Below are 21,682 nucleotides of genomic sequence, written 5' to 3'. Positions count from 1 at the left end.
TCACCGCGCAGAAATCGGCGCCGCTGTCCAAGGGCTCGGTGATTGCCTCCGTGTGCCCCTCTGACATCACTGTGCCTCCTTCCGCACGCCTGGCCGCCCGGTCGCGATGCTCTTCGACCGGTCGCGATCGTCCCCGATCGTTCCCGATGGTCTCAGCCTTCGCTCCACCTGGGGGAATCCCTGGCGCCCTCGGCTCACTCGGCGTGAGCCGAGCCCGGGGGTAGGGCCGGCACCACCCCCGGGACGCCCCTTGGTGGTCGTGATCGGCGCGCGCCGGGACGGTTGGCTCGAACCATGACTTCGCATGCCGCCGTACGGCTCCGCCGACTGACCCGGCACCACCGTGACGTCCGCGCCCTCGACGGCGTCGACCTCGACTTCGCCACCGGGACCTTCACCGCCGTCATGGGGCCGTCCGGCTCCGGCAAGTCCACGCTCCTCCAGTGCGCCGCCGGACTCGACCGGCCCACCTCCGGGACCGTGGAGGTCGGCGGCACGGCACTGGAGGGACTGAGCGAGCGGCGCCTCACGCTGCTGCGGCGGGACCGGATCGGTTTCGTCTTCCAGTCCTTCAACCTGCTGCCCTCCCTGACCGCCGCGCAGAACGTGGCCCTGCCCCTGCGGCTGGCCGGCCGGCGGCCGTCCCGTACGGAGGTGCGGGAGGCACTCGCGCGCGTGGGGCTCGCCGGCCGGGAACGGCACCGGCCCGGCGAGCTGTCCGGCGGCCAGCAGCAACGGGTCGCGATCGCCCGGGCGCTGATCACCCGGCCCGCCGTCCTCTTCGGCGACGAACCGACCGGCGCGCTCGACTCGACGACGAGCCGCGAGGTGCTCGGCATGCTGCGGGAGCTCGTCGACCGCGACGGCCAGACGATCGTCATGGTCACCCACGACCCGGTGGCGGCGTCCCGCGCGGACCGGGTGGTCTTCCTGGTTGACGGCAGGGTCGCGGCCGAACTGCCGGACCCGACGGTGGAGACGGTCGCGGCGCGGATGACGGCGCTGGAGACGGCGGACCGGGCCGCCGGTGCCGGTGCCCCCGCGGGGAGGGTCTCGTGCTGACCGTCGTCCTCTCCGGGCTCCGGGACCGCTGGGCCTCCTTCCTCGGCGGGTTCGTCGCGCTCGCGCTCGGTGTCGGGCTGCTCGCCACCACGGGGCTGGGGCTCTCCGCCACTTCTCACGCGCCCGAGCGTTCTCCCCAGCGGTTCGCGTCCTCGCCCGTCGTCGTCCAGGGCCAGGACCGGCTGACGCTCGACGTGCGGCGCGGGCCCGACACCGTGCCCGTGGAGCGGCGTCTCGACCGTCCACAGCCTGTGGACGACGGACTGCTCCACGAGCTCCGCGCCCGCTGGGCCGTCACCACCTCCGGCGGCCCCGACGCCGTCGGCGTCGACGCCCCCGCCGCCGAGGTCCGGGCACTCGTCGGCGACCGCGCCCGGGTCCTCACCGGGAGCGGGCGCGCCCAGGCCGACGCCGACCCCGAGCGGGACGCCCGGGCCCTCGTCGGCCTGGCCGCCCTCCTCGGCACCTCCGGCGGCGTCACCGCCTTCGTCTCCGTCTTCGTCGTCGCCTCCACCTTCGCCTTCGCCGTCGCGCTGCGCCGCCGCGAGTTCGGGCTGCTCCGGACCGCGGGGGCCACCCCCGGCCAGGTCCGGCGGCTCCTCCTCGCCGAGGCGGCGGTACTCGGCGCGCTCGCGTCCGCCGCCGGGTGCGCGCTCGGCGCCCTCGGCGCGTCCCTCCTCGCCCGGACCCTCGTCGACGGCGGCCTCGCGCCCGCGTGGTTCACGATCGGCGGGCCGTCCTGGCCCTACCACGCGGCCTTCTGGACGGGCGTGACGGTCGCGCTCGCCGGGGCCGTCGCCGCGTCCCGGCGGGCCGGGAAGGTCGGTCCCACGGCGGCGCTGCGGCAGGCGGACGTCGACGCCGACGCCCTGCCCCTCGGCCGGGCCGTGCTCGGTACGGGCCTGCTGGCGGCCGGGCTCGGACTCCTCGTCTGGACCTGCGCCACCGAGCCGTCCGCTCTGCTGAGACGGAAGACGTACACGACCCTGCCGATGCTCCTGATCACCGGCCTCGCGCTGCTCTCCCCGCTCCTCGTCCGGCCGGCGGCCCGGCTGCTGCGGGCGCGCGGGGCGGTGGGGACGCTCGTACGCGAGAACAGCGCGGCCGCCGTACGCCGTACCGCCGCCGTGGCCGGGCCCGTCCTCGTGACCGTGGCGCTCGCCGGGACGCTGTTCGGCTCGGCAACGAGCGTCACGCGCGCGAAGGAGGTCGAGGCGCGGGCGCAGACGGCGGCGGAGTACGTGGTGAGCGGGGAGGACCTGCGGCCGGTGACGGCGCCGCCCGGGGCGGTCGTCTCCCCCACCGGGGCGACCTCCCTGTTCGTACGGGACGGGGACGAGGCCGTCGTGAAGTACCGGGCGCGGGCGGTCGCCGACCCGGCGGCCTTCGCGGAGCTGGCCCGGCTGCCGGTGACCGCCGGGGACCTACGGGACCTGGACGACCGGTCGATCGTCGTGAACGAGGAGTTCGAGCGGCACCGGGTCGGCGAGACGGTGGAGGTGTGGCGGGCGGACGGGAGCGGTCCGGTACGGCTCCGGGTCGTGGCCGTCCTCGCGCTCGGGACCGGCGGCAACGGGCCGTACGTCACCCTGGCGAACGCGCCGGGTGCCTCCGTCGACCGGATCGACGCGCGCGGGACGGGGCGGGCGGCGCTGAAGGCCGGCGGGGGAACCGTGCACGCCGACGCCTTCGAGCCGCCCGCGCCGGGGAACCCCCAGAGCCGCCTGGGCATGCTCCTGGTCCTGGGCATCGCCCTCGTCTACACGACGATCGGCCTCGCCAACACGCTGCTGATGGCGACGGCGGTACGGGGCGGGGAACTGGCCTCGCTACGGCTCGCCGGCGCGACCCGGGCGCAGATCCTGCGGGTGGTGACGGGCGAGGCGACGCTGGCGGTCGCGATCGGGACGCTGCTCGGGCTGGCGGTCACGGCCCTCGTCCTGGGCGCCCTGGGAGCGGGCCTGGCGGCCCTGTCGGCCCCGGTGGCCCTGGCGCTGCCGTGGGCGCAGGTCGGGGCGGCGGCGGGCGTGTGCGCGGCGGTCGCGGTCGCCGCGTCGGCGGTCCCCGCGTGGCGGCTCACGCGCTGAGCGGCGATGGTGGGACGACGGGACGGTGACCGGGGTCGGAGCCGGGTCACCGCCCCGCCCTCGCGCCCGGTGGACGCCCGGCTGCCGTCGTGCGCGGCCCGCCTGTCTGGTCGCCCCGCTACGCGCGCCCCGCCCTCGCGCCCGGTGGACGCCCGGCTGCCGTCGTGCGCGGCCCGCCTGTCTGGGCGCCCCGCTACGCCGCGCCCGTGCGGGCTGCCCTGGGGAACGGCGCCCCGGTCCACCCCCGTGCGACCGGCGCCCCGCTCCGGGCCTCCCCCCGGCGTGTGCCCGCGCCCCGGCTGGGCGGCGCCCCACGCGCCGTGTGGGCCCGCGCCCGTGTGGGCGGTGCCCGCTGCCGTGTGGGCAATCGTCCCGCCCGAGCAGGGGGACCCCCATCGCCCCGGCGGAGCGCATGCCCACAACGGCGGGGCACGGCCCGCCCGGGCGCAGGTCACCGCGTGGGCGTGGCGCCCCAGTCCCTGGCCAGCACCGACCAGATCTCCTCGTCGTGGCGCCTGCCCCGGTACTGGTAGCTCTCCCTCAGGACCGCGTCCCTCGTCATGCCCAGCCGTCGCGCCACCGCGATGCTCGGTCCGTTGTCCGAGGAGACCACCCACTCGACCCGGTGGACGCCCCGTACCGTGATCGCCCAGTCGATGAGCGCCCGTGCCGCCCTCGTCACCAGGCCCTTGCCGACGCCCGCCGGCTCCAGCCAGCAGCCCGCCTCCGCCGTGCCGTCCGTCAGGTCGAGCTTCCGGAGGATCACCGCGCCGACGAGCGTGCCGTCGGACCAGATGCCGTGGATGCGGCCGGTGTCGGCCGCCGCCCTCTCCGCGTACGCCCGGAGGAAGGCCCGGCTGGACTCCAGGTCCGTCACCACGTCCGGGAGCCCGTTCCGCGCGCCGATGAACTCCCGTCCCCGGTCCATGTGCGCGAGGAACTCCCCGGCCTGCCACGGTTCGAGCGGGCGCAGCTCCGCGCCGTCGTCGCCCAGGGACATCGCGTACATCGGCATCGCCTTTCTCCGTCACGAAGGGATCAGGACGATCTTCCCCCGCACGTGCCCCGACTCGCTCAACTCCTGCGCCCGCGCCGCCTCCTTCAGCGGCAGCGTCTGCGCCAGGCGGACCGCGAGCGCGCCCTCCGCCGCCAGCCGGGCCTGCGCCGTGAGCCCCGCCCGTACCGCCTCCGGCTCCCCCGCGACGCCCGAGAAGACGATGCCGTGCTCCTCCGCGTCCGTCGCCGCGATCGTCACGATCCTCTCCTTCGCCGCGTCGCCGCCGCCGAGCAGCTCGATCGCGACCGGCAGGACCCCGTGCCCGGCCGCGTCGAAGACCGCGTCGACGCCCTCCGGGGCGGCGGCCCGCACCCGGTCGGCCAGCCCGTCCCCGTACGCCACGGGGATCGCGCCGAGCTCCCGCAGGTACGCGTGGTTGGACTCCGAGGCGCTGCCGATCACGGTGACCCCGGCCGCGACCGCGAGCTGGACGCCCACCGAGCCGACGACGCCGGCCGCGCCGTGCAGGAACAGCGTCTCGCCCGCCCGCACCCCGAGCAGGTCCAGGACCCGCTGGGCGGTCTCGCCGGCCACCGGCAGGCTCGCGGCGGCCTCCCAGGACAGCCCGGCGGGCTTGGGGGCGACGGTGCCGGCGATGGCGTACTCGGCGTAGGCACCGGTCTTCGTCCAGCCGAGGACCTCGTCGCCGACGGCCAGGCCGGTGACGCCCTCGCCGAGCGCGTCGACGGTGCCGGCGAACTCCAGGCCCGGGACGGCGGGGAAGGTCGTCGGGTAGAACGCCTCCATCCAGCCGTAACGCCGCTTCCAGTCCACCGGGTTGACCCCGGCCGCCGCCACCCTGACCCGCACCTCGCCCGGGCCGGGCTCCGGCTTCGCGACGCCGGCCTCGTGGCGCAGCACCTCGGGGCCGCCGAACTCCTCGTACACGATCGCTTCCATCTCAGCCTCCGCTGCTGCCCGTTCGGACCTCGATCACTTCGACGCCCTCAAGACTGCGCCGGGGGCCGACCTTCCCCCGCCCTCCCAACGGCCAGTCCCACCTGGCCGGAAGACGGGCCGTCAGCAGGCCCGCCCGCACTACGCTGAACCGCATGGACGCGCTCACCCTGACCACCGCGTACGAGATCATCCGGCAGCCGCTCGGGGAGATCCTTCCCAAGGTCTCCGCCGCCCTCGCCCCGCTGGTCCCGCACGCCGACGCGGCCGAACTCTCCACCCACTGCGCCCACTCGCCCTTCAAGGCACTCGGCGGTACGGAGCTGATGACCGCCGCCGAACTGACCCCGCTGCTCGCGGCCGGCGTCCCCGGCGCGCCCTGGCAGGGCCGCGCGACGATCGGCGGCCGGGAGCGCGAGGTCGTCGCCGTCACCAGTCACGCGACCCGGCGAGGGGCGGTCCTCGTGCTCGTACGGGAGGACGGCGCCGCCCCCGTCGACGCGGACGTCCTCGACGTCGCCCAGGCACTGTGGGACCTGGTCACCGGGCACTTCGACCGGTTCGCGACGGAGGCGATGCCGGGCGCGCTGGCCCGCTCACGGGCCGCGGCCGACACCCGGGCCCGGGTCATCGCCGAACTCACCGGCGCGCACGCGGCGGCGCTCTCCGGGGTCCTGGGGGTGCTGCGCAGCCGGGCCCTCGACGACACGACGGCCCGGACCACCGCCACCGACCTGGCCGCGTCCGCGCTCATCGAGATGCGGGCCGAGCAGCGGCGGGACCGGGCGCTCGCCGAGGAGCCCGCGGAGGACGCCTTCGAGCGGCTCGCGGGCGAACTGCGGCCCATGCTCCGGCACAGCAAGGTCCGGCTCGAGCTCGGCGCGCCCGACTCCGACCGGTCGCTCGCCGCCGACGTCGCGCACAGTGCGCGGGCCATCGTCCGGTCGCTGCTCCTCATCGTCCTCGAACAGGACTCCGTGCGGCGTGTCCACGTCGGCTGGCAGCTCACCGAACACGAACTGCGGGCCACCGTGCGCGACGACGGCGCGGGCGCGCTCGCCCCCTGCGACCTGGGCGCCGGAACGATCCGCGACCGGCTCGACGTGCTCGGCGGGCGGCTCGACATGGACGCGGTGCCCGGCTGGGGCACGACGATCACGGCGGCGATCCCGCTCGCGACGCCGGAGGCCCCGGTCGAGGCGGCGCATCCGCTGACCGGGCTGGGCGGGCGGGAGGTGGAGGTGCTGCGGCATCTGGCGCTGGGGCATCGGAACCGGCGGATCGCGGAGGAGCTGCACATCAGTGAGTCGACGGTGAAGTTCCACGTGGCGAACATCCTGAACAAGCTGGGTGTCGACTCCCGTGGCGAGGCGGCGGCCCTCTTCCACGCAGCGGCGTAACCCCCGCCCCGTTGTGGGCAGGCGTTCCTCCCCCAGACTTCGTCCGGGAGGTGCCCCCAGGGCGGAACGGGTGGGCACAACGGACGGCGCCCTTGCCGGCGCCAGAGGCTCCCGCGCCTGAACCCGCACCCTCTTGTGCGGCGCGCGGTCGGTGCGGGTCAGGGCGCGGAACGCGGAGGCGCCGCTGAGGGCGCCGTCCCGTGTGCCCACCCGTCCCGCCCAGCGGGACGATTGCCCACACGGGCAGCGGGGCACCGCCCCGGGCGTGGCCTGGGTTCGCTGTCAGTGGCGGCTGTCAGACTCGCGCGTATGAGCGAGAGGTGGGCCCTGGGGCCCGACGGCGAAGGGGACGGTGCGGTGCTCGTGCCCCTGGGGGCCGACGGGCAGCCCCAGGGGCCCGTGCGGCGCGAGCCGGATCTCGTGGCGGCCGTGCGGGCGCGCCCCGAGGTCGCCCGCTGGGTGTGGCGGTCGACGGCCGAGGTCTACCCCCGGCTTCTCTCCGCCGGCGTCCGCGTCGAGCGCTGCTACGACATCGAGGACGCCGAGCAGCTCCTCCTCGGCCACGAGGGCCGGCTCGGCGAGCCGCGATCGGCGACGGCGGCCCTGGCGCGCCTGAGGAACGAACCCGTACCCCCCGATCCGCCGCAGCGCGCCGCCGAGCCCGGTTCGCAGGACTCGCTGTTCGAGCCGCGTCCCACCGCCTCCGTATCCTTCGACGGGCTCCTCGCCGTCTATGCCGAGCAGCTGCGCCGCCATGACCGGGCCGAGCACCCCGGCCGGATGCGGCTGCTGACCGCCGCCGAGTCGGCCGGGATGCTGGTGGCCGCGGAGATGCACCGGGCCGGGCTCCCGTGGCGCGCGGACGTGCACCGGGACCTGCTGAACGAGCTGCTGGGCGAGCGGTACGCGGGCGGGGGCGAGCCGCGCCGTCTGGCGGAGCTGGCCGACGAGGTGTCCGCCGCGTTCGGCCGCCGGGTCCGTCCCGATCTGCCCGCCGACGTGGTGAAGGCCTTCGCGCGGGCCGGGATCCGGATCAGGTCGACGCGCCGCTGGGAGCTCGCCGAGATCGACCACCCGGCGGTGGAGCCGCTCATCGCGTACAAGAAGCTGTACCGGATCTGGACGGCCCACGGCTGGTCCTGGCTGGCCGACTGGGTCCGCGACGGCCGCTTCCGGCCCGAGTACCTGCCGGGCGGCACGGTCAGCGGGCGCTGGACGACCAACGGCGGCGGCGCCCTGCAGATCCCCAAGGTGATCCGGCGGGCGGTCGTCGCCGACGAGGGCTGGCGGCTCGTGGTCGCCGACGCCGACCAGATGGAACCGCGCGTCCTCGCGGCGATCTCCCGCGACCCGGGTCTGATGGAGGTCGCGGGGCACCCAGACGACCTGTACACCCGGCTGTCCGACCGCGCCTTCTCCGGCGACCGCGACCACGCCAAGATCGCGCTGCTCGGCGCGATCTACGGGCAGACCAGCGGCGACGGTTTGAAGAACCTCGCCGCCCTCCGCCGCCGCTTCCCGCGCGCGGTGGCCTATGTCGACGAGGCCGCGAAGGCGGGCGAGGAAGGCCGGCTCGTACGGACCTGGCTGGGCCGGACCAGTCCGCGGGCGGTCGGCTCGGGCGAGGACGAGGAGGCCGGGATCCCGCAGGAGAGCGCCGAGCCGGAGCCGGCAGGCGGCGAGTTCGTCCCCGGGTACGCCTCGGGGAACGCCCGGGCCCGCGGCCGGTTCACCCGTAACTTCGTCGTGCAGGGCAGCGCCGCCGACTGGGCGCTCCTCATGCTGGCTGCGCTGCGGCGCTCCCTCTCGGGGATGCGGGCGGAGCTGGTGTTCTTCCAGCACGACGAGGTGATCGTGCACTGCCCCGCGGAGGAGGCGGAGGCGGTGACGGAGGCGGTCCGGGCGGCCGGGGACGAGGCCGGGCGGATCGCGTTCGGGGACACACCGGTCCGGTTCCCGTTCACGACGGCGACGGTCGAGCGCTACTCGGACGCGAAGTAGGGCCTGCGGCACGGATCCCCCCGGTCCGTACCGCAGGCCCTCCCGCCGCCCCTACTGCAGCGGCAGCTTCCGCCACTTCGGGCTCAGCGCCAGAGCCTGCAGCTGCTCCATGGTCAGCGCGGGCTCGGCGCGCGTGGCGGCCTCGTGCTGGGCGCCCGAGTTGAAGGCGGAGACCCCGACCCGGAAGCCCTCCGGGCTCAGGGTGTCGACGCTCCACCACACGACCCCGGCGCCGCCCTTCTCGCCGGGCTGCTGCGTGGCCCTGACCTTGGTGCCGTCGGGCAGGGTGACGACCCCGGCGCCGGTGAAGAGCTCGGCGACGGCCTTCCCGGCGTCGGGCTGGACGTCGACCCCGACGAGGCTCTTGCCCTTGCCGTCGTCGACGACGACGTAGCCGTGGCCGTCGCCCCCGCCGTGGGACGTCACGGTGACGCCCTTGGGCAGCAGGGAGCGCAGGGTGGCCTGGACGGCGGCGGCGCTCGGCACGGCGGGCAGGCGGACCGCCCCGGGGGCGGGCTTGTCCTTCGGGACGCTCAGCTGCTTGAGCAGCGGCCGCCAGCCCTCGGCCGTGACGAGCTCCTTCAGCTGGGTGCCGCTGAAGGGCGGGTTCTCGCGGGTGATCGCGGCGCCCTTCTCGGCGGCGGCGTTGTACTCGTTCGCGTCGACGACGAAGCCGTCCTTGGTGAGCAGCACCGCCCGCCAGTTCTTGGTCTCCTCGCTCCTGTCGGTGTACTCGTACCCCTCGATGAACATGAACCGGTCGCCACCCGACAGCCGCCCGTCGGTGCACCTGTCGTAGCGGACGACCACCTTGTCGGGGCAGGTGACCTGGTCCGAGCCGGCCTCGCCGGCCTCACCGACCCGGGAGAGGGCGACGCTGACGCCCGCCTTGCCGTGGCCGTCGTCGTAGACGCCGGTGACCGACTGGCCCCGCCCGTCCAGGTCGGTGAACTTCCACTGGCCGGCCGGGGTGTTGGCCTTGAGGACGGCGGCGAGGTCCTTGACCGCGAGCTGCTCCCCCGGCTGCTCCTTCCCGGAGCCGGCGGTGCCGTTCGTCTGCCGGAGCTGCGGGGGCGCCGCCACCGAGGTCGTCGTCGCCGACCCGTCGGGGCCGAGCAGCGCGCCGCCGTACACGCCGCCGATGCCGACGGCCGCGAGCGCGAGGCCGCCGCCGGTCACCGCGAGGCGGCGGCGCACCAGGCGGCGCCGGCCGCGCTGGAGCCCGCCGGCGATCAGCTCGCGCCGGTCGTCGGCGGAGAAGCCGTCGCCGGCGCTGCGCAGGACCGCGCCGAGCTCCTCCTCGAAACGCTGGGTTTCTTCGTTCTGGGGCATGCCGAGATCACCGTCTCCGGTCGGTAGGAAAAGCGGGGAAAGTACGTGGTCAGCGGGCGGCGAACTCGGCGACGCTGCCGCCGAGCCGTTCCCGGAGCTTCGCGAGCGCGCGCACCGAGCGGGTGCGTACGGCGGCGGAGCTGACGTGCAGGGCCTCGGCGGTCTCCTCGATGCTGCGGTCCTCCCAGTACCGCAGGACGACGACCGCGCGGTCCTTGGGCGCGAGGCCGGCGAGCGCGTCGAGCAGCGCGATCCGCAGGGCCGGGTCCTCGCCGTACTCGGGGGCGCGGTCGGGCAGCTCGCCGAGGGGGCGCTCGGTGGCCGAGCGGCGCCGCTGGTGGCTGAGGAAGGCGCGTACGAGCACGGTCTGGGCGTACGCGGCGGGGTTCCCGATCCGCGCCATGCGGCCCCAGAGGGCGTACATCCGGCCGAGGGTCTCCTGGGTGAGGTCCTCGGCGAGATGGGTGTCGCCGCTGGTCAGCAGACAGGCGGAACGGAACAGGTGCCCCGTGCGTGCGGAGGCGAACTCCAGGAACTCGTCCGCGCGGGACTTTCTCATGCCCCTCCTTCCCTCGCGGTCACGTGGTGTGGCCGGCGTACACCTCACTGACGCGATGGGGGGACGGAAATGTTTCAGTCCGACGTATCCGAAGAAGCGGAACCGGGTAATCCTGTTGGTATGAACACTCTCAGCGCAGCAGAGAACCTGGCCGCTGGGGTTTGGCAGTCAGGTCTGGCCCAGGTCATCGGCGGGCTCGTCGTCGTCTTCGTCCTCATCGGCGCCTTCTGGCTCGGCATCCGGATCAACGCACGCGAATCGAAGACGCCGAAGCCGGAAGAACAGCCGCACCGGCCCGACACCGGGGCACTGCCCGGCGAGGTGGCCGAGTACCGCAGGCCGGCCGAGATGCCGCAGACCGACGGCGAGCACCGGCTCATGCCCTACCAGCTCAAGGATTCCGGCACCGAGACCTCACCGGACCCGCCGTCCGAGGAGAAGCGCAAGTGGGGCGGCATCTCCAGCGGTGGCTTCGGCAGCGGAGGCACCGGGCACGGCGACTGACCGACCCCGGACCCTGACACCTGGCCCCTGACCCAGAAAAGCCCAGCCGTACTCGGCTGGGCTTGGTCCGGCTCCGGTTCCGGTTCCGGCTCCGGCTCCGGCTCCGGCTCCGGCTCCGGCTCCGGCTCCGGAACACCAGCTCTGGTTCCGGTTCCGGCTACGCCCGGGCGGGTTCACCGCCCAGGATCCGCCCCGCCCGCTGCGCGATGTGCGCCGGCGGGGCGAAGTCCGGCGCGAGGACCGGGTCGACGACCGGCTCGCCGAAGGTGGTCACCACCGGCAGCACCCCCGCCCACAGGCCGAGCGCCGCGTCCTCGGAGTCGCCGTCGTCCGGCGGGCCGGCGGCGGTCTTCACCGAGGCCTCGGTCAGGTCGAGCGCGAGGAGCGAGGTCGCGGCCAGCTCCTTGCGGCTCGGCTGCCGCGCGTACTCCCACTGCCCCGGGGTGCTCTGCTCGGTCAGGGCCCGCAGGCCACGGAGCTTCTCCTCCGGGTCGGTGACGATCTCGGGCACGCCGTAGACCATCGCGCACCGGTAGTTGACCCCGTGCTCGAAGACGGAGCGGGCGAGGACCAGGCCGTCGACGTGCGTGACCGTGACGCAGACGGTGGTGTCGGGGGCCTGGACCAGGCTGCGGCTGGCGACCGAGCCGTGCACGTAGAGCCGGTCGCCGTCCACGCCGTACACGGTGGGCACCACCATCGTCGTGCCGTCGACGGTGACGCCGAGGTGGCAGAGGAAGCCGGCGGCGAGGACGGCGTCCAGGTCGGCGCGCCGGTGGCTGCCCTTGTGGCGCATCCGGCGCAGCCGGGTTCGCTCGGTGACGGCCAGCTCGTCGTCGAGCCCTGCGGTGGTGCTGCTCATGAAGACCTCTCGTTCCGTGCGGGTGTACGTGTTGTACGGGGGATCAGCCCGTCACCGCCACCGACTTCCGCCTGTCGGAACGCCGGCCGTCGCGACGGCTCGCCACGAGGGAGTCGCAGATCTCGCCGGCCCGCACCGCGGCCATCGACAGCAGGTTGGCCGTGATGCCGTGCGAGTGCTCGGTGCCGCCCATCAGGTAGATCCCGGCCTCCACCTCGGGCGCGGTCTCCACCCGGTAGTCGCGGCGCACCCGCAGCCGGCCGTCCTCGTCGCGCGCGCAGGCGGCGTCGAGCGCGCCGAGCAGCCGGCCCGGGTCGGGCTCGGAGTAGCCGGTGGCGTAGACGACGGCGTCCGCCTCCATCGTCTCCGTCTCGCCCGTGGCCAGGTTCCGCACCTGGACGCGGACGCCGTCGGGACCCTCCTCGACCTCGGTGAGCCGGGTGACGCCGAGGATCCGCAGCCGCTGCTCGCCGCGGACCTTCTCCTGGTACGAGCGGCGGTAGAGCTCCTCGATGAGGTCCATGTCGACGACGCCGTAGTTGGTGTTGCGGTGGTAGTCCATGAGCGTGCGGCGGACGGCCGGCTCGGCGCCGTGGTAGAGGTCGACGGCCTCCGGGTCGAAGATCCGGTTCGCGTACGGGCTGTCGTCGGCCGGGCTGTAGCCGTACCGCGTGTGGACGGCGACGACCTCGGCCCCCTCGTAGGTCCGGTGCAGGTGGTCGGCGATCTCGGCGGCGCTCTGCCCGGCCCCGGCGACGACGAAGCGGCCCGGGTTCTCCGTGGGCAGCGCGGCGAGCCGGTGCAGGAACTCGCTGCTGTGCCAGAGGCGTTCGGAGGAGGAGACGCCCTCGGGGAGCCGCGGCACGAGGCCGGTGCCGATGACGAGGTTCCGCGCCCGGTACGTCACGGCCGCGGCCTCCCCGACGGCGGCGACGTCGACCTCGACGACGGGACCCGCCGCGCCGGCGGGCCGGATCGCGGTGACCTCCAGTCCGTAACGGACCATGTGGTCCACGCCGTTGGCGGCCCACTGGAGGTAGTCGTGGAACTCCTCCCGGGTCGGGAACAGCATCTTGTGGTTGATGAAGTCGACGAGCCGGCCACGGTCGTGGAGGTACGGCACGAAGCCGAAGCGGCTGCGCGGATTGCGCATCGTGGCCAGGTCCTTCAGGAACGAGACCTGCATCGTGGCGTCCGGCAGGAGCATGCCCCGGTGCCAGCCGAAGTTCGGCTGCTTCTCCAGGAAGACGGCCGTGAGCCGCTCGTCGGGCGCGGCCTGCTCGTTGTACTCCTCGATGGCGATCGCGAGGGCGAGGTTGGCGGGCCCGAAGCCGACACCGACGATGTCGTAGACGGGAGTGGTCTCGTTCGTGGTCTCGTTCATGACTGACTGCCTTTCGGTGGACGGAGGTTCAGGAGGTGCGGGCGCGGCCGGTGAGGACGGCGCAGCCGGCGGCGAGGAGCAGGGCGAGCAGCAGCCCCGTACCGGCGAAGGAGAGGAAGACGGCCGCGATCAGCAGGGTCACGACGGCCGTCGCGCGCAGGGCGCGGCCGGTGCCGCGGGCCCGCAGGGCGGCCGCGGCGGCGGCCACGTACAGGAGCAGGAAGGCGCTGCTGGTGACGACGAGCACCAGTTCCTCGCCGGTGCCGGTCAGGGTCAGGGTGCCGAGGACCGCCGCGTACGCGAGGGCCAGGGCGACGGTCGCCGGCACCGGGCGGTCGGCCAGGGCGCGCGGCAGGATCCGCTCCCGGGCGGCGGCCCGGACGACCCTCGTCGCGCCGAGGACCCAGGCGTTGGTGGCGACCACCGCGAGCCCGAGGGCGAGGAGATCGCCCGCGATCGCTCCGGCGTCGCCGAGCGAGGCGCCGAGGAGGGCGGTGATGACGACGGGCTCGTCGCCGGGCACGGCCAGGTAGGCGGCCGTCACCGCCGCGTACAGGAGTCCGACGATCGGCACCGCCCAGCGGATCGCCCGCCGGTAGCTGCGGGCCGGGTCGTCGACCTGCTCGGCGAGGGTGGAGACGTTCTCCCAGCCGAGGAAGGAGAAGAAGGCGGTGACGACGGCGATGCCGACGCCGCCCCAGCCGTGCGTGAGGAACGGTGTGTACTCCCCCGCGTCGAACCGCGGCACCGCGAGCACCACGGCCCCGCCGAGGCCGAGCAGCAGCACGACCAGGGCCGCGGCCTGCACCCGGGCACCGGCCGTGAGGCCGAGCAGGGTGAACGCGGCGGACAGCGCCATGAAGCCGATCGCGATCGGGTACACGGGGCCGTCGGGCTGGCCGATGAGCCCCAGCAGGCAGCGGGCGGACACGATGCCCATCACCGGATTCCCGATGACGTACGTGGCGACGAGCAGCAGCGCCGCGGCCCGGCCCGGGCGGCGGCCGAAGCCGGCCTCCACCATCGCGGCGAGGCCGGAGGCGTCGGGGCGCCAGGCCGACATCTCCGCGAAGAAACGGGCGAAGGGGTACGAGCTGAGCGCGAGCGCCAGCCAGGCGAGCAGCGCGGCGGGGCCGGCCTGCCGCTCGGTCAGCCCCGGCACCAGAAGGATGCCGGTCCCGACGAGACTGCTGACGTAGAACACGACGAGTGCGCGCACGCCGAGGGCGGTAGGGGTGTGCGCGGCCTCGGGCCGCCGCAGCAGATCGGTCATGGTGTCACCTCCAGTTGATTACGGGCATGCGCCCCACCCCGTTGTGGGCATGCGTTCCTCCCCCAGACTTCGTCCGGGAGGTGCCCCCAGGGCGGAACGGGTGGGCACAACGGAACGGCGCCCCTGCCGGCGCCAGAGGCTCCCGCGCCTGAACCCGCACCACAGGTGACGGCGCACGGTCGGTGCGGGTCCAGGCGCGGAACGCGGAGGCGCCGCTGAGCGCGCCGTCCCGTGTGCCCACCCGTCCCGCCCTGCGGGACGATTGCCCACACGGCAGCGGGGTACCGCCCGCCCAGGGCGCGGGCCCACACGGGGCGGGGGCACCGCCCGCCCCTGGCGCGGGGCCCACACGGGGCGGAGGGGCGCCGCCCGGCCGGGCGTGGGGTCCACACGGGCCCGGTCACTCGCCCCCCAGCACGTCCAGCGCCTCCGCCGCCGCCAGTTCCGCCGCCGCCGGGGCCGTCTTGAAGCCCGCGCCCGACCAGCCCGTCGCGAGGACGATCCGGCTGTCGGCACGTTCGCGGCCCAAATGGGGGCGGGAGTGCGGGGTGTAGAGGTCGACGCCCTGGCGGCCGCCGAGGAAGCGGGTCGCGGGGTCGGCGAGCCAGGGCCACCGCGCGGCCCCCCCTTGGCGTATGTACGCCACGTGCTCGTCGGTCAGCGTGGCGAGCCCGCCCGGGGGTAGGTCCCACTCGTCGACCGGCCGCCCCGCCATGTAGCCCCCCGCCGCCTCCCCGGTGAGCTGCGGCCGCCCCCACACCCCGCTCACCATGTCGACGACGGTCGGCAGACCGGCCGTGGCGGGGTGGTGGAAGAAGCCGTACCGGATGGCCTTCGTGCGTCCGGCGTCCGCGCCGCTCAGCCGGTGTCCGGCGATCTCCCCCGTACCGCCGCCGGCCGCGAGCACGACGGCGTACGCCTCGACGGGCCCGCCGGGTTCGAGGAGGACGCGGACCCGGTCGGCCCCGGGCGGGGCGTCGAGTGCGCGGACCCGGGCCGGCAGCAGCCGGGCCCCGTGGGCGAGGGCGCGGTCGCGGTAGACCCGCGCGGTGCGGGGCGGGTCGGCGTACCCGGCCTCGGGTTCCCAGACGGCGGCGGTGACGCCGTCGACGGAGAGCCCGGGGAAGCGGGCCCCGAGGACGTCCGGCTCCAGCAACTCGGCCGGCACACCGGCCCCGTTGAGCTCCGCCACGCCCTTCTCGGCCTGCTCCAGATCGGCCTCGCCGCACAGGACGAGCGACCCGGTCGTCATGAAGCCGTACGGTCCCGGCGCGAGCGCGGCCGGTCCCCAGGCGAGGTGGTGGCTGCGGAGGGCGAGGCCCCGCAGGTACGGGTCGGCCTCGAAGGACCGGACGAGCCCGCCGGACCAGGCGGTGGCGTGGTCCTGGCGCCCGTCCATGGGCGCGACGAGCGCGACCCGAGCCCCGTGCCGGGCGAGCACGGACGCCGTGGCCGCGCCGACGACCCCGGCGCCGACGACGATGACGTCATAGGCCCGCCCGTGCCGCCCGGCGGTACGGGGAGGAACCACGGAAGCCTCCGGCACCGAGACCGCCGGCACCGGCACGAAGTCCCAGCCCACGCTCCCCGCCTCGGGCTCCCCGAGCGCGGTGAACCCCCGGTCGGCGTGGGCCCGTACGGCCGCGAGGAGGGTGCGCCCGGTGCGCCCGGCGTCCTCGGAGAGCGCGGCGGTGGCGGCCGCGAAGGCCGCGTCCACGTGCGCTTCCGGCCCGCCGCGCATCCGGGCCACGGAGGCGGCACCGGCAGGCGGGCCGAGCAGTTCCGCGAACTCGTCCACCGCGCAGTCGTCGGTGAACCAGAACGTCCCCTCGAACCCGGCCGCCCGCCACTCCCGCCCCACCCGCGCGGCCCCCACATGGGTCCCGCAGACGACGAGCGCGGTGACGTCCCGGGCACCGGGCCCGTCGACGTCGAGGACGTCGAGCAGCGGGGCCTCGGCCAGGGCGGCCGGCACGGGCACGGCGCCCGTCGCGGGCCCGCTCCCGTCGGACACCACGGCCCCCGACGGGAGCGCGGGCCGCGCGACCGCCGACGCCTCCCGTACGAGAAGCGCCAGCCGCTCCCCGTACGCGCTGCCGTCGTGCGTCACGGCGGCCCTGGTGTGGCCCGCCTCCCGTACGGACGCGAGCAGGTCCGCGGCCTGGGCCCGGTCGTCCGGGCACCAGCGCAGCAGCGTGCCGGCGCTGTCGGCGAGCAGGTCGGGCGTGGTGGCCAGCGGAAGGAGGACGGGGAGTCCGGCCGCCCGGTAGACGGGGAGGGCCGCCGCCGCGCCGGCGCTGTTGAAGTGCCCGACGACCAGCGCGTGCCGGCCCTCGGCGACGACCGCCTCGGCGATCTGCCGGGCCGTCTCGGCCTCGCCCCGGTCGTCGTACAGCTCCCAGTTCACGGCCGTCCCGTACCGTTCTGCGGCCCGCTCCAGGTGCTCGCCCCAGGCGGCCCGGGGCCCCGAGAAGGGCCCCACGACGGCACCGCGGGGCAGGACCTCCGGCGCCTCAGGCACTGAAGACCGCCCCGGGCCAGGCCGCCACCGGCGTCCCCGGGGCGAGCGGCGCGAGGGCCTCCGCGTCGACCCGGCGCGGTTCCGGCGCGAGGCCGAGGAGCGCGGCGAGGCGGGCGGAGCCGTACGGGAGGGCGGGCGCGGCCCAGGCGGACAGGGCGGCGGCGACGGCGAGCTGCGCGGAGAGCGCGGAGCGGTAGCCGGCGGCGCCGTCCGGACGCTCGCCCTCGAAGCCGTTCACGTACCCGAAGTCCTCGGCGAGGCGGACCACTTCGTCGAGCAGCGCGATCGCGCGCCGCGCGTCGTACCCCTCGATGCCGTACGCCTCCCGCAGCTGTGTGACGGTCTCGGTGAGCCGACCGCGCAGCCGCTCCCAGGCCGGTCCCCGGGGCGCCTCGGCGGGGGCGGCGCCGCCGGACTCGGCGACAGCGGCGAGCAGCCGGCCGAGCCAGCCGTCCCAGTGCCCGGCGAGCCGCTCGCGGCTGATGGCGAGTGCGGCCGAACTGAAGCTGGTCTGGCGGCCGTTGGGGCGGTCGGAGAGGACGTGGTAGCGCAGGACGTCCGCGCCGGTCCGGGCGAGCTCTTCGTGCGCCCAGATGGCGTGGCGCCGGCTGGTGGAGAACTTGAGCCCTTCGAGCCGGTAGAACTCGTTGACGACGAACGCGCGGGGCAGCGCGATCTCCGGGTCGTACGCCCGGAAGGCGGCGGGGAACAGCAGGGCGTGGAAGTAGCCGTTGTCGAAGCCGAAGAACTGGACGGGCGCGGGGGCGGGTCCGGTCTCGCCGGCGCCGGTCCACTCCAGGAGGTAGCCGGGGGCCATCTCGAACCAGACGTAGATCCGCTGGTCGGTGAAGCCGGCGACGGGCACCGGCACGCCCCACTCGGAGGGGTGGCTGACGGCGATCTCGGGGAGCCCGTCGGCGCGCATCCGCTCGCAGAGGGAGCGCAGGTGCGGCGGCATGTCGACCTGGTCCCAGAAGGCGGTGAGTTCCTGCTCCCAGGGGGCGAGGGGGAAGTAGAGCCGCTCGCAGTCGCGGAGTTCGGGGGTGGCGCCGCAGCCGGTGCAGACGGGGTCGGTCAGGTCGGCGCAGTCGTTGGGGCGGCCGCAGGGCTCGCAGGCGTTGCCGTTGGAGCCGGATCCGCAGTGCGGGCAGTCGCCCTTGAGGTAGGCCTCGTACAGCCAGCGCTCGCAGCCGGTGCAGTACGGCAGCGGTCGCGTACGGGCGACGATGTGCCCGGCGTCGTACAGGCGGGCGAAGAAGTCCTGGACGGCCGCCTGGTAGCCGGCGTCGCGGCGCGGGCGGACGATCGCGTCGAAGTCGGCGCCGGCCTGCCGCCACACGGACTCGATGGAGGCGCCGTAGCCGTCGGCGACCTCGTCGCCCTTGCGTCCGCCGTCGTTCAGGCCCCGGACGGGCACGTAGCTCTGGTGGTCGTCGAGACCGGTGGTGTAGCGGACGGGGCCGGTGCCCTCGGCGGCGAGGAAGCGGCGCAGGACGTCGCCGGCGAGGTAGGGCCCGGCGAGGTGACCGATGTGGAGGTCGCCGTTGGGGGTGGGCGGGGTGGCGGTGATCCAGTGGGCGGTGGTGTCGCTCATGCCGCGACCTCCTCGGTCTCGGTCTCGGTCTCGGTACGGATGGCGGGCTCGCGCAGCGGCCAGTAGAGGGAGACCCAGCTCAGCTCGGTGTCGCCGGCGTTGTGGACGACGTGCTCCTGGTTCCTGGGCAGCACGACGATGTCGCCCGCGCGGAACGGCGGCTCCAGCGTCCCGTCGAGGGTCACGCTGCCGGTCCCGGACAGGATGATCATGACCTCGTCCTGGTTGTGGCAGTCGGGCTCGGAGTCCCCGCCGGGCTGCAGGAAGCAGGCCATCGCGCCGACGGGCGGCTCGGCGTCCCCGCCCGGCCACGGGACGAGCCGCTGGCAGGCGAGCCCGAACTCCTCGGTGGCGGCACTGCGGTCGATACGGAAACGGCGCTCGGCCATGGGGGCGGCTCCGGGGCTCGGATTCGGGTTCGGGTTCGGGTTCGCGTTCGGGGGGCGGTCGCGGTACGGAGTGGGGGCGAGGGCCGGTTCTCCCGGCGGCAGGATGGGCGAGGTGAAGGGCATACGGGTCTCCTGGAAGGGCGGGTGAGGAGGGCGACTTCAGGAAGGAGAGGGCGGTCAGAAGGCGGTGTGCGACCCGAGACCGGTCACCGGCACCGGCCCGAGACCGGTCACCGATGTCACCGGGATGCGGGCGAGGCCGGCCATGACCTGGCGGGGGCCGGCCCCCCACCCGTACCGCTGCTTGAGCGGCGCGACATGGGTGGCGATGAGCGTGAGGAGCGGCGCGAGGTCGGCGGGTGTGGCGCCGAGGAGGGCGAGCAGTTGCTCGGTACGGGTCAGGCCGGCGCCCGGGCCGATCCCGTGCACGGCGGCGTCCTGCCAGGTGGCTCCGGCGCTCCGGGCGACGACGGTGTTGTGCAGGGCGAAGCCCTGGTTGTCGCGGGCGTGGATGCCGACGGGGGCGGACACGGCGGCGCGGGTGGACTGGACGAGTTCGATGACGCGCTCGGGGCGGAGCGAGCCGAGGGAGTCGACGAGGAAGACGGCGTCGAGCGGGCCGAGTGCCGCGCTGTCGCCGAGGCAGCGGTCGAGTTCCGGGTAGGAGGCGAGGTCGATGTGGGTGAGGAAGAGGCAGACGCCGAAGCCGGCGTCCCGCAGCCGGTGCAGCGGGGCCGCGGCGCGGGCCACCCGGTCGTACCGGACGGCGAGGCGGACCAGGCCGACGGGCAGGGGCCCGGTGGCCAGCGTGTCGGCGATCCGCCCGGCGGAGGCCGTGGCGGCGGCGTCCGTGGCGGGCAGGCCCGCCGTGTCGAGGAGGACGGAGAAGCGGGGGCCGTAGCGCTCGGGGAGCGGGACCGGCAGCAGCGCGCCGGGCGGGGCGGAGCGGTCGGCGGGGTCGTGGACGCTGCCCAGCTCGATGACGTCGATGCCGAGCCGCGCGCAGACCGCGAGGTAGTCGGCGGCCAGCGCGGGGGGTACGGGTCCGCCGGTGAGCCGTCCGCCGGTGCGCAGGGTGCAGTCGAGCAGGGTCATCGGGGTCACCCCCAGCCGGTGTCGTTCGTGCCCGTGCCGGCGGCGGGGGCGCCCCAGCCGGTGTCGTAGGTGCCGGTGAGGACGGCCGCGCCCCAGCCGGTGTCGTCGGTGCCGGTGGTGACCTGGTCGGTGGTGACGGTGGCGAGGCCGGCGAGGCCGACGACGAGGGTGGTGAGGAGGGTGCTGCGGATCCGCCGCTTCATGTCGCTGCTCTCTTTCCGCTTCCGCGAGGAGTGAGTCGTGGGTTCTCAGGGGGGTTTGCGCGCTTCGCGGGCTGTGCGAGCTTGGTGCGCTTTGACCTTGTGGGCGGTGATACGAACGTAGCGAGGGCTGCATGGCTATGGGGCGGACCGCATGGCTCATTAGGCTGCATGGCAGCAAGAGGACGCCGTCATAAACGGGGGAAAAGGTGGCGATAGAAGACATAGAGCAGGCCGAGGGCGACGCCGAGAGCCCAGAAGTCACCGCCCTGGCCGCGATCGCGGCGGCGGCCCCTCCGCCCCCGGCACCGCCCTCGGAGCCCACCGGGCACGCCGGGGACTCCGCCGGCTCCGACGCTCCCGACGACCCCCTGACCCGCGTCTACACCACCCTCCTGGCCCGCGACCCGGCCCTGGAGCCCGCGCACCCCGCCGACCTCGCGGCCGAACTGGCCCTGCCGCCCGCCCGGGTGGAGTCGGCCGTCTCGTCCCTGCTCGACATGGGCCTGCTGCGCCGGACGCCTGAGCGGGCCGTGCTCCCGGTGGCGCCGGACGAGGCCGTGCAGCGCACCCTCGGCCCGCTGGAGCGGGAGATGCGCGCCCGCCGCCAGCACATGGAGCGCACCCGCGAACAGCTGATGGCCTTCATGCCGCTGTACGAGTCCCACCTCCTCCGGCTGACGCACCTGCGGCAGGCGGAGTACGTGGAGCTGCTCACCGATCTGCGTGCCGTACGGGAGGCCATCACCGAACTGGGCCGGACCTGCGAGCGCGAGGTCATGACGGCGCAGCCGGGCGGCGGCAGGCGCGCCGAGGTCCTGGAGGAGGCGGTGGCCCGCGACGAGGAGCTGCTGCGCCGCGGGGTCCGGATGCGGGTCCTCTACCAGCACACGGCCCGCTTCTCCTCGGGGACGTGCGCCTATGTGGAGCGGGTCGGCAGGCTGGGCGCCCAGGTCCGCACCCTGGACGACGAGTTCCCGCGGATGCTCGTCTTCGACCGGGCGACGGCGGTCATCCCGGTCCCGGACGACCCGCACGCGGCGGTCCTGATCCGGGAGCCGCACGTGGTCGCGTTCATGGTGGGCGCGTACGAGCGGCTGTGGCTGGAGGCCCTGCCGTTCGAGACGGAGTGGGACCGGCAGACCATCATGGACATCTCCGACGAGCTGAAGCAGACGATCGTGCGACTGCTCACGGAGGGCCTGACGGACGCGGCGATCGCCCGCCGCCTGGGCCTGTCGGTCCGCAGCTGCCGCCGGCACGTCGCCGACGTGATGGCCGCACTCGGCGCCGAGAGCCGCTTCCAGGCCGGCTACCTGCTCGCCCAGCAGGAGCGTGAGCAGCCGAGCGCCTGAGGAGGAGCGCGGGCCGCTCGCCGCCGCCGAAGGAGGCCTCCGGCCGCTTGCCCGGCAGGAGCGCGAGCGGCCGGCCCCGAGGGGGCCTCCGGGTCACCCGTACGTGGTGA

18 protein-coding genes are annotated in these 21,682 nt (G+C 75.2%); 6 read left to right on the top strand and 12 right to left on the bottom strand.

Annotated features, from left to right (window positions below; genetic code table 11):
* Window positions 1-294 precede the first annotated feature (294 nt).
* Together ABT041_RS01960 and ABT041_RS01955 are read left to right on the top strand one after the other, a co-directional pair.
* On the top strand, window positions 295-1,062 hold the full coding sequence (locus ABT041_RS01960; RefSeq protein ID WP_351177377.1) for an ABC transporter ATP-binding protein: 768 nt from the start codon (window positions 295-297) through the stop codon (window positions 1,060-1,062).
* Window positions 1,056-3,149, top strand: a complete 2,094-nt coding sequence (locus ABT041_RS01955) for an FtsX-like permease family protein (RefSeq protein WP_351177374.1) — start codon at window positions 1,056-1,058, stop codon at window positions 3,147-3,149. Before ABT041_RS01960 ends, ABT041_RS01955 begins: the two co-directional genes overlap by 7 nt.
* 451 nt (window positions 3,150-3,600) lie before the next feature.
* Here ABT041_RS01955 and ABT041_RS01950 read toward each other — a convergent pair whose 3' ends face one another.
* Window positions 3,601-4,158 (bottom strand): GNAT family N-acetyltransferase, encoded by a 558-nt coding sequence (locus ABT041_RS01950; protein ID WP_351177664.1) that lies wholly within the window; start codon window positions 4,156-4,158, stop codon window positions 3,601-3,603.
* A gap of 18 nt (window positions 4,159-4,176) precedes the next feature.
* Window positions 4,177-5,106: an NADP-dependent oxidoreductase gene (locus tag ABT041_RS01945; RefSeq protein WP_351177371.1), complete on the bottom strand. Its 930-nt coding sequence runs from the start codon at window positions 5,104-5,106 to the stop codon at window positions 4,177-4,179.
* Window positions 5,107-5,258: 152 nt separating this feature from the next.
* On the opposite strand from ABT041_RS01945, the gene ABT041_RS01940 reads away from it, so the two are divergent.
* Both ABT041_RS01940 and ABT041_RS01935 read left to right on the top strand, forming a co-directional pair.
* Window positions 5,259-6,503, top strand: a complete 1,245-nt coding sequence (locus ABT041_RS01940) for a LuxR C-terminal-related transcriptional regulator (RefSeq protein WP_351177368.1) — start codon at window positions 5,259-5,261, stop codon at window positions 6,501-6,503.
* A 309-nt stretch (window positions 6,504-6,812) separates the two neighbouring features.
* On the top strand, window positions 6,813-8,504 hold the full coding sequence (locus ABT041_RS01935) for a bifunctional 3'-5' exonuclease/DNA polymerase (protein ID WP_351177365.1): 1,692 nt from the start codon (window positions 6,813-6,815) through the stop codon (window positions 8,502-8,504).
* 51 nt (window positions 8,505-8,555) lie between these two features.
* On the opposite strand, the gene ABT041_RS01930 is transcribed toward ABT041_RS01935, so the two are convergent.
* Together ABT041_RS01930 and ABT041_RS01925 are read right to left on the bottom strand one after the other, a co-directional pair.
* Window positions 8,556-9,836, bottom strand: a complete 1,281-nt coding sequence (locus ABT041_RS01930; RefSeq protein ID WP_351177362.1) for a hypothetical protein — start codon at window positions 9,834-9,836, stop codon at window positions 8,556-8,558.
* 49 nt (window positions 9,837-9,885) lie between these two features.
* The gene (locus ABT041_RS01925) at window positions 9,886-10,395 is read right to left on the bottom strand and encodes a SigE family RNA polymerase sigma factor (RefSeq protein ID WP_351177359.1); all 510 of its coding nucleotides are present in this window, start codon (window positions 10,393-10,395) and stop codon (window positions 9,886-9,888) included.
* 120 nt (window positions 10,396-10,515) lie between these two features.
* Here ABT041_RS01925 and ABT041_RS01920 point away from each other — a divergent pair, with 120 nt between their 5' ends.
* A complete protein-coding gene (locus ABT041_RS01920) occupies window positions 10,516-10,899 on the top strand; it encodes a DUF6479 family protein (RefSeq protein WP_351177356.1) in 384 nt (127 codons plus the stop codon).
* A gap of 157 nt (window positions 10,900-11,056) precedes the next feature.
* Here the strand turns inward: ABT041_RS01920 and ABT041_RS01915 are convergent, their stop codons facing one another.
* The 8 genes from ABT041_RS01915 to ABT041_RS01880 form a co-directional block, all read right to left on the bottom strand.
* Window positions 11,057-11,761, bottom strand: a complete 705-nt coding sequence (locus tag ABT041_RS01915; protein WP_351177353.1) for a pyridoxamine 5'-phosphate oxidase family protein — start codon at window positions 11,759-11,761, stop codon at window positions 11,057-11,059.
* Between the two features lie 43 nt (window positions 11,762-11,804).
* Window positions 11,805-13,145, bottom strand: a complete 1,341-nt coding sequence (locus ABT041_RS01910) for a lysine N(6)-hydroxylase/L-ornithine N(5)-oxygenase family protein (RefSeq protein WP_351177350.1) — start codon at window positions 13,143-13,145, stop codon at window positions 11,805-11,807.
* A 28-nt stretch (window positions 13,146-13,173) separates the two neighbouring features.
* Window positions 13,174-14,418 (bottom strand): APC family permease, encoded by a 1,245-nt coding sequence (locus ABT041_RS01905; protein ID WP_351177347.1) that lies wholly within the window; start codon window positions 14,416-14,418, stop codon window positions 13,174-13,176.
* 400 nt (window positions 14,419-14,818) lie between these two features.
* Window positions 14,819-16,939, bottom strand: a complete 2,121-nt coding sequence (locus ABT041_RS01900; protein WP_351177344.1) for an FAD-dependent oxidoreductase — start codon at window positions 16,937-16,939, stop codon at window positions 14,819-14,821.
* The gene (locus ABT041_RS01895) at window positions 16,932-18,533 is read right to left on the bottom strand and encodes a class I tRNA ligase family protein (protein ID WP_351177341.1); all 1,602 of its coding nucleotides are present in this window, start codon (window positions 18,531-18,533) and stop codon (window positions 16,932-16,934) included. Before ABT041_RS01895 ends, ABT041_RS01900 begins: the two co-directional genes overlap by 8 nt.
* Window positions 18,530-19,045, bottom strand: coding sequence for a cupin domain-containing protein (locus ABT041_RS01890; RefSeq protein ID WP_351177338.1), 516 nt, complete (start codon window positions 19,043-19,045; stop codon window positions 18,530-18,532). Before ABT041_RS01890 ends, ABT041_RS01895 begins: the two co-directional genes overlap by 4 nt.
* Window positions 19,046-19,099: 54 nt before the next feature.
* A complete protein-coding gene (locus ABT041_RS01885; protein WP_351177335.1) occupies window positions 19,100-20,017 on the bottom strand; it encodes a hydroxymethylglutaryl-CoA lyase-like TIM-barrel protein in 918 nt (305 codons plus the stop codon).
* Between the two features lie 5 nt (window positions 20,018-20,022).
* Complete coding sequence (locus tag ABT041_RS01880; protein WP_351177332.1) at window positions 20,023-20,220, bottom strand: hypothetical protein; 198 nt, start codon at window positions 20,218-20,220, stop codon at window positions 20,023-20,025.
* A 206-nt stretch (window positions 20,221-20,426) separates the two neighbouring features.
* Between ABT041_RS01880 and ABT041_RS01875 the strand changes: the two genes are divergently transcribed.
* Window positions 20,427-21,572, top strand: a complete 1,146-nt coding sequence (locus tag ABT041_RS01875) for a LuxR C-terminal-related transcriptional regulator (protein ID WP_351177329.1) — start codon at window positions 20,427-20,429, stop codon at window positions 21,570-21,572.
* Window positions 21,573-21,682 lie beyond the last annotated feature (110 nt).

It is taken from the genome of Streptomyces sp. NPDC002825 (assembly GCF_040295385.1).
Lineage (GTDB): Bacteria > Actinomycetota > Actinomycetes > Streptomycetales > Streptomycetaceae > Streptomyces.
This window is presented reverse-complemented; position numbering and strand designations above follow the sequence as displayed.